The sequence below is a fragment of the Streptomyces mesophilus genome (assembly GCF_011044995.1).
GTDB classification, from domain to species: domain Bacteria; phylum Actinomycetota; class Actinomycetes; order Streptomycetales; family Streptomycetaceae; genus Streptomyces; species Streptomyces mesophilus.
The window spans coordinates 1-5,995 of the sequence record NZ_JAAKZW010000344.1 but is presented as its reverse complement, the minus strand read 5'-3'; the positions used below and the strand labels follow the sequence as shown (position 1 = coordinate 5,995).

At 68.7% G+C, this 5,995-nt stretch carries 3 protein-coding genes; 2 read left to right on the top strand and 1 reads right to left on the bottom strand.

Annotated features, from left to right (window positions below):
• Position 1 precedes the first annotated feature (1 nt).
• Positions 2-733, top strand: a complete 732-nt coding sequence (locus G6045_RS38640; protein WP_165336921.1) for a helix-turn-helix domain-containing protein — start codon at positions 2-4, stop codon at positions 731-733.
• A 21-nt stretch (positions 734-754) separates the two neighbouring features.
• On the opposite strand, the gene G6045_RS38635 is transcribed toward G6045_RS38640, so the two are convergent.
• The gene (locus tag G6045_RS38635) at positions 755-3,025 is read right to left on the bottom strand and encodes an FdhF/YdeP family oxidoreductase (protein WP_165336920.1); all 2,271 of its coding nucleotides are present in this window, start codon (positions 3,023-3,025) and stop codon (positions 755-757) included.
• Positions 3,026-3,198: 173 nt separating this feature from the next.
• Here G6045_RS38635 and polA point away from each other — a divergent pair, with 173 nt between their 5' ends.
• Positions 3,199-5,862, top strand: a complete 2,664-nt coding sequence (polA, locus tag G6045_RS38630; protein WP_165336922.1) for a DNA polymerase I — start codon at positions 3,199-3,201, stop codon at positions 5,860-5,862.
• Positions 5,863-5,995: the final 133 nt, after the last annotated feature.

The following is a 5,995-nucleotide window of genomic DNA, read 5'->3' as shown; positions in this document are numbered from 1 at the left end:
GCTGCTGCGCGGCGGGGCCAGAAACGCGGACGTGGCGCGGGAGCTGAGTATCCCTGTCGGGACCATCGGCTCCTGGAAACATCACGATCGCGCCAGACGGGGCGAGTGCCCAGGACGGATTCACGCGACCTGCCCGCACTGCGACGGCACCCTCGACAATCCTGCGTACTCCTACCTGCTGGGCCTCTACCTCGGCGATGGCTACATCATTCAACCCAAGGGGTTGAGAGTGCCGTGGCTCGCGGTCACGTGCGGAGCCACTTATCCCGGTCTCATCGATGAGTGCGAGAAGGCCATGCGCGCCGTGCTCCCGCACAACAAGCCGTTCCGCGCCCGAAAACAAGGCTGTTACGACGTGAAGGTCTACTCGAAGCACCTCTGGTGCCTCTTTCCTCAACACGGATCCGGCAGGAAGCACGAACGGAAGATCAGCCTCGAACCGTGGCAACAGGCGATCGTGGACGCTCATCCATGGGACTTCATCCGGGGACTCATCCACTCCGACGGCTGCCGCATGACCAACTGGGCCACCCGCCTCGTATCCGGTGAGAAGAAGCGCTACGAGTACCCCCGGTACTTCTTCACCAACAAGTCGACGGACATCATCCGCCTCTTCACCGACACCCTCGATGCGGTCGGCGTTGCTTGGAAGCAGGCCAACTCTCGCAACATCTCCGTAGCCCGCAAGGCCGACGTAGCCCTCATGGACCAGCACGTAGGCCCCAAGTACTGACCCCGACGCTCAGCCGACCGTCTACTTCGGCTCCAGCCGCACAACCACCGCCTTGCTCACCGGCGTATTGCTGGTGTCGGCCGTCGAGTCCAGGGGGATCAGGACGTTGGTCTCCGGGTAGTACGCGGCCGCGCAGCCCGCAGCCGTCGGGTAGTGGACGACGCGGAAGCCGGGGGCGCGGCGCTCCACGCCGTCCTTCCATTCGCTGACCAGGTCCACGTATGAGCCGTCCGCGAGCCCGAGCGACGCGGCGTCGTCGGGGTTGACGAGGACGACGCGGCGGCCGTTCTTGATGCCGCGGTAGCGGTCGTCGAGGCCGTAGATCGTGGTGTTGTACTGGTCGTGCGAGCGCAGGGTCTGCAACAGCAGGCGGCCTGCGGGCAGTTCGGGGTGTTCGACGGGTGCGGCCGTGAAGTTGGCCTTGCCGGTGGCGGTCGGGAAGCGGCGTTCGTCGCGCGGGGCGTGGGGGAGTGTGAAGCCGCCGGGCTCGGCGACGCGTGCGTTGAAGTCCTCGAAGCCGGGGATGACCGCGGCGATACGGTCCCGGATCGAGGCGTAGTCCTTCTGGAACTCCTCCCAAGGCGTACGGGAGTTCTCGCCGAGCACGCGGCGCGCGAGGCGGGCGACGATGGCCGGCTCGGAGAGCAGGTGCGGGCTCGCGGGCTGGAGGCGCCCGCGTGAGGCGTGCACCATGCCCATGGAGTCCTCGACGGTGACGAATTGTTCCCCGCTGCCTTGGAGGTCCTTCTCGGTGCGGCCGAGTGTCGGCAGGATCAGGGCGCGGGCGCCGGTGACGGCGTGGGAGCGGTTGAGTTTCGTCGATACGTGGACGGTGAGGCGGGCGCGCCGCATGGCCGCCTCGGTGACTTCGGTGTCGGGGCTGGCGGCCACGAAGTTGCCGCCCATGCCGAAGAACACCTTGGCTTCGCCGTCGCGCAGGGCGCGGATGGCGCGTACGACGTCGAGTCCGTGGTGGCGTGGCGGCGCGAAGCCGAACTCCTTCTCCAGGGCGTCGAGGAACGCGGGCGCGGGCCGTTCGAAGATGCCCATGGTGCGGTCGCCCTGGACGTTGGAGTGGCCGCGTACGGGGCAGACGCCGGCGCCGGGGCGGCCGATGTTGCCGCGCAGGAGCAGGAAGTTGACGACCTCGCGGATGGTGGGGACGGCGTGCTTGTGCTGGGTCAGGCCCATGGCCCAGCAGACGATCGTGCGCTCGGAGGCGAGGATCATCCGCAGTGCTTCGTCGATCTTCTCGCGGGTCAGGCCGGTGGCGGTGAGGGTCTCGTCCCAGTCGGCTTCGCGCGCGGTGGTGGCGAACTCCTCGTATCCGTGGGTGTGTTCGCGGATGAACTGCTCGTCGACGGCGCCTTGCGTCTCGAGGATCAGCTTGTTGAGGAGGCGGAAGAGGGCTTGGTCGCCGCCGAGGCGGATCTGCAGGAAGAGGTCGGTGAGGGCGGTGCCCTTGAGCATGCCCTGCGGGGTCTGCGGGTTCTTGAACCGCTCCATCCCGGCCTCGGGCAGCGGGTTGACCGTGATGATCTTCGCGCCGCCCGCCTTGGCTTTCTCCAGTGCGGAGAGCATTCGGGGGTGGTTCGTGCCCGGGTTCTGTCCGGCGACGATGATCAGGTCGGCCTTGTAGAGGTCCTCGAGCAGCACGCTGCCCTTGCCGATGCCGATGGTCTCGACGAGGGCCGAACCGGAGGACTCGTGGCACATGTTGGAGCAGTCCGGCAGATTGTTGGTGCCGAACTCGCGGGCGAAGAGCTGGTAGAGGAACGCCGCCTCGTTGCTCGTGCGGCCCGATGTGTAGAAGACGGCCTCGTCGGGCGAGGAGAGGGCGTCGAGTTCCTCGGCGACGATGTCGAAGGCCCGCTCCCAGGTGACTGCTTCGTAGCGGTCGGCGCCCTCGGCGAGGTACATGGGCTGGGTGAGCCGGCCCTGTTGGCCGAGCCAGTAGCCGCTGCGGCGGGCGAGGTCGCTCACCGGGTGCGCGGTGAAGAAGTCGGGGGTCACGCGGCGCAGCGTCGCCTCTTCGGCGACGGCCTTCGCGCCGTTCTCGCAGAACTCCGCCTTGTGCCGGTGTTCCGGCTCCGGCCAGGCGCAGCCGGGGCAGTCGAAGCCGTCCTTCTGGTTGACGCGAAGGAGGGTGAGGGCGGTGCGCTTGACGCCCATCTGCTGCTGCGCCATCCGCAGCGTATGGCCGATGGCGGGCAGCCCGGCGGCCGCGTGCTGCGGCGCGGCCACCTCGGGTGCGTCCTGGACGGGATCGCCGGCGGGGGGCTTGCCTGCCATGGCCGTTCTCCTTCGAGCGGTCTTTGTCGTACGTCCCGATCCTGCCACGCGGAGGTGACCGGGCTCACGCTCAGGGCACGGGGCGGGCCTGACTGTCAGTGGGGCGTGGGAGGATCGGGGACGTGGCAGAGAAGACACCGAACACGCAGCAGACACAGTCCCGACCGCGCCTGATGCTCATGGACGGGCACTCGCTCGCCTACCGGGCGTTCTTCGCGCTGCCCGCGGAGAACTTCACGACGGCGACTGGTCAGCCCACCAACGCGATCTACGGGTTCGCGTCGATGCTGGCGAACACCCTGCGTGACGAGGAGCCCACGCACTTCGCGGTGGCCTTCGACGTATCGCGCAAGACGTGGCGGTCGACGGAGTTCCCCGAGTACAAGGCGAACAGGTCGAAGACCCCGGACGAGTTCAAGGGGCAGGTCGAGCTGATCGGCGAGGTCCTCGACGCGATGGACGTGGACCGGTTCGCGGTGGACGGCTTCGAGGCCGACGACGTCATCGCCACGCTGACCACCCAGGCCGAGGCCGCGGGTTTCGAGGTCCTGATCGTGACCGGCGACCGCGACTCGTTCCAGCTGGTCTCCGAGAACGTGACGGTGCTCTATCCGACCAAGGGTGTCTCGGAGCTCACCCGTTTCACGCCGGAGAAGGTCCAGGAGAAGTACGGGCTCACGCCGTCCCAGTACCCGGACTTCGCGGCGCTGCGCGGCGACCCGTCGGACAACCTGCCGGGCATCCCCGGCGTCGGCGAGAAGACCGCCGCGAAGTGGATCAATCAGTTCGGTTCCTTCGCCGAGCTCGTCGAGCGGGCCGAAGAGGTGAAGGGCAAGGCGGGCGCGAATCTGCGCGAGCACCTCGACGCGGTGAAGACCAACCGCCGGCTCACCGAGATGGTCCGCGACGTCGAACTGCCCAAGTCTGCGACGGAGTTGGAGCGCCGGGCGTACGACCGCAAGGCGCTCGCGATGATCCTCGACACGCTCGAGATCCGTAACCCTTCGCTGCGTGAGCGGCTGCTCGCCGTGGACCCGGGCTCCGAGGAGGTCGAGGAGACGCCGGCGGCGCCCGGTGTCGAGGTCGACGGTCAGGTCCTGTCCACGGGCGAGCTGAAGCCCTGGCTCGACGAGCACGGCACGCAGGTCCTGGGTCTGGCGAGCGTTGACGCGTGGGCGCTCGGCACGGGTTCGGTGGCCGAGGTCGCGCTCGCGTCCGCCGACGGTGCGGCCGCCTGGTTCGATCCGTCCGAGCTGGACGAGGCCGACGAGAAGGCCTTCGCCGCGTGGCTCGCGGACGCCGAGAAGCCGAAGGTCCTGCACAACGCGAAGAACGTGATCCGTGTGTTCGCCGAGCACGGCTGGGTCATCGAGGGCATCGCGATGGACAGTGCGCTCGCCGCGTATCTCGTGAAGCCCGGCCGCCGCTCCTTCGCGCTCGACGCGCTCTCCCTGGAGTATCTGGGCCGTGAGCTCGCTCCGGCCTCGGCCGCCGAGGGCCAGCTGGCGTTCGGTGCGGAGGACAGTGCCGAGGCCGATGCCCTGATGCACCAGGCGCGCACCATTCTCGACCTGGGCACGACGTTCACCGAGAAGCTCAAGGAGGTCGGCGCGGCCGAGCTCCTCACCGACGTCGAGCTGCCGACGTCGCTGCTCCTGGCCCGGATGGAGCGGTCCGGTATCGCCGCCGACCGGCCCCATCTCGAGGCGATGGAGCAGCAGTTCGCGGGCGCCGTGCAGCAGGCGGTCAAGGAAGCGCACGAGGCCGCGGGCCACGAGTTCAACCTGGGCTCGCCCAAGCAGCTCCAGGAAGTCCTCTTCGCCGAGCTCGGTCTGCCCAAGACCAAGAAGACCAAGACCGGCTATACGACGGACGCCGACGCGCTCGCCTGGCTCGCCGCCCAGACCGACAACGAACTGCCGGTCATCATGCTCCGCCACCGCGAGCAGGCGAAGCTGCGGGTCACGGTCGAAGGCCTGATCAAGACGATCGCCGCCGACGGCCGGATCCACACCACGTTCAGCCAGACCGTCGCCGCGACGGGCCGTCTCTCGTCCACCGAGCCGAACCTGCAGAACGTACCGGTGCGCACCGACGAGGGCCGCGCCATCCGCCGCGGCTTCGTCGTCGGCGAAGGCTATGAGTCGCTGATGACGGCCGACTACAGCCAGATCGAGCTGCGCGTCATGGCCCACCTCTCCGAGGACGAGGGCCTGCTGGAGGCCTTCACCTCGGGCGAGGACCTGCACACCACGGTGGCCTCGCAGGTCTTCTCCGTGGCCAAGGCGGATGTCGACGCCGAGATGCGCCGCAAGATCAAGGCCATGTCGTACGGCCTGGCCTATGGCCTGTCCGCGTTCGGACTCTCGCAGCAGCTGAACATCGACGCGGGCGAGGCCCGGGGCCTGATGGACACCTACTTCGAGCGCTTCGGCGGCGTACGGGACTATCTGCGCCGCGCCGTCGACGAGGCCCGCGCGACGGGTTACACGGCCACGATGCTCGGCCGCCGCCGCTACCTCCCGGACCTCAACAGCGACAACCGCCAGCGCCGCGAGGCCGCGGAGCGGATGGCGCTGAACGCGCCGATCCAGGGCACGGCGGCGGACATCGTCAAGATCGCGATGCTCAACGTCGACAAGGCCCTCCAGGCCGAACAGCTCACGTCCCGCCTCCTCCTCCAGGTCCACGACGAAGTCGTCCTGGAAATCGCCCCCGGCGAGCGCACCCAGGTCGAGCACCTGGTCCGCCGCGAGATGTCCTCAGCGGTAACCCTGCGGGCACCGCTGGACGTGTCGGTGGGCGTGGGCACGGATTGGGAGTCGGCGGCGCACTGAGTACATGGGTCCGGCCGGGTCGGGGGCGAAGGGAGCGTCCCCGACCTGGTCGACGTTTGCCTGGCTGGCGTTCGCCTGAGGGCGGGGCCAGGCCAGGCGGAACCAGGCGAGGCCAGGCAGGGACGCGCAGGGT